A 744-nucleotide genomic window follows, 5' to 3' on the forward strand; every position below is an offset into this window, starting at 1 on the left:
GCCCCGTGCGGGCGGTAGCGCTCAAGCCACCAGTGCACCCCGCCGGCCCCCAGACTATCAATATAGCGGAAAGGGCCGCCGCGAAAAGGCGGAAAGCCGATTCCGTACACCGCCGCGATGTCACCGTCGCGCGCATTGCGGAGCACCCCCTCGTCGAGGCAGCGCACGGCCTCGTTGAGCAGCATGCCCACGGTGCGCTGGACGATCTCGTCGTCGCCGGCGAGGCGCTGACGGTGCACGCCGAGCAGCTCGTAGACGTCCTCGTCGACCTCGCTGCCGCTGCGCCGGCCGCCGTAGCGGTAGAAGCCGCGCCCGGACTTGCGCCCGAGCCGGCCGTCGTCGATCATCCGCTGCGCCGCGTCGGTGGGGCGCATGCGCTCGCCGTAGGCCTCGTGGAGCACCGTGGCGACGTGGGCGCTGACGTCCAGGCCCACCTCGTCGAGGAGCTTGAACGGCCCCACCGGGAAGCCGAAACGCACCAGCGCGCCGTCCACGTGGTGGATGGCCACGCCCTCGGTGACCAGGTGGATGGCCTCGTTGATGTAGGGCGCGAGGATGCGGTTGACGTAGAACCCCGGGGTATCGCCGACCACCACCGGCGTCTTGCCCTGGGCCCGGCCGACGGCGACGGCGGTGGCGACGACCGCCGCATCCGTGCCGGCGTGGGGGATCACCTCCAGCAGCGGCATGCGCTCCACCGGCGAGAAATAGTGCATGCCGATGACGTTGCCGGGCCGCTGCGCC

At 71.4% G+C, this 744-nt stretch carries 1 protein-coding gene; it reads right to left on the reverse strand.

Annotation, left to right across the window (positions count from 1 at the left end):
• Positions 1 to 744, reverse strand: a 744-nt coding sequence (locus G7A99_RS22705) for a 3-hydroxyacyl-CoA dehydrogenase family protein (RefSeq protein WP_240466386.1), incomplete at both ends; no start/stop codon positions are given.

This window comes from Arhodomonas sp. KWT (genome assembly GCF_010993615.1).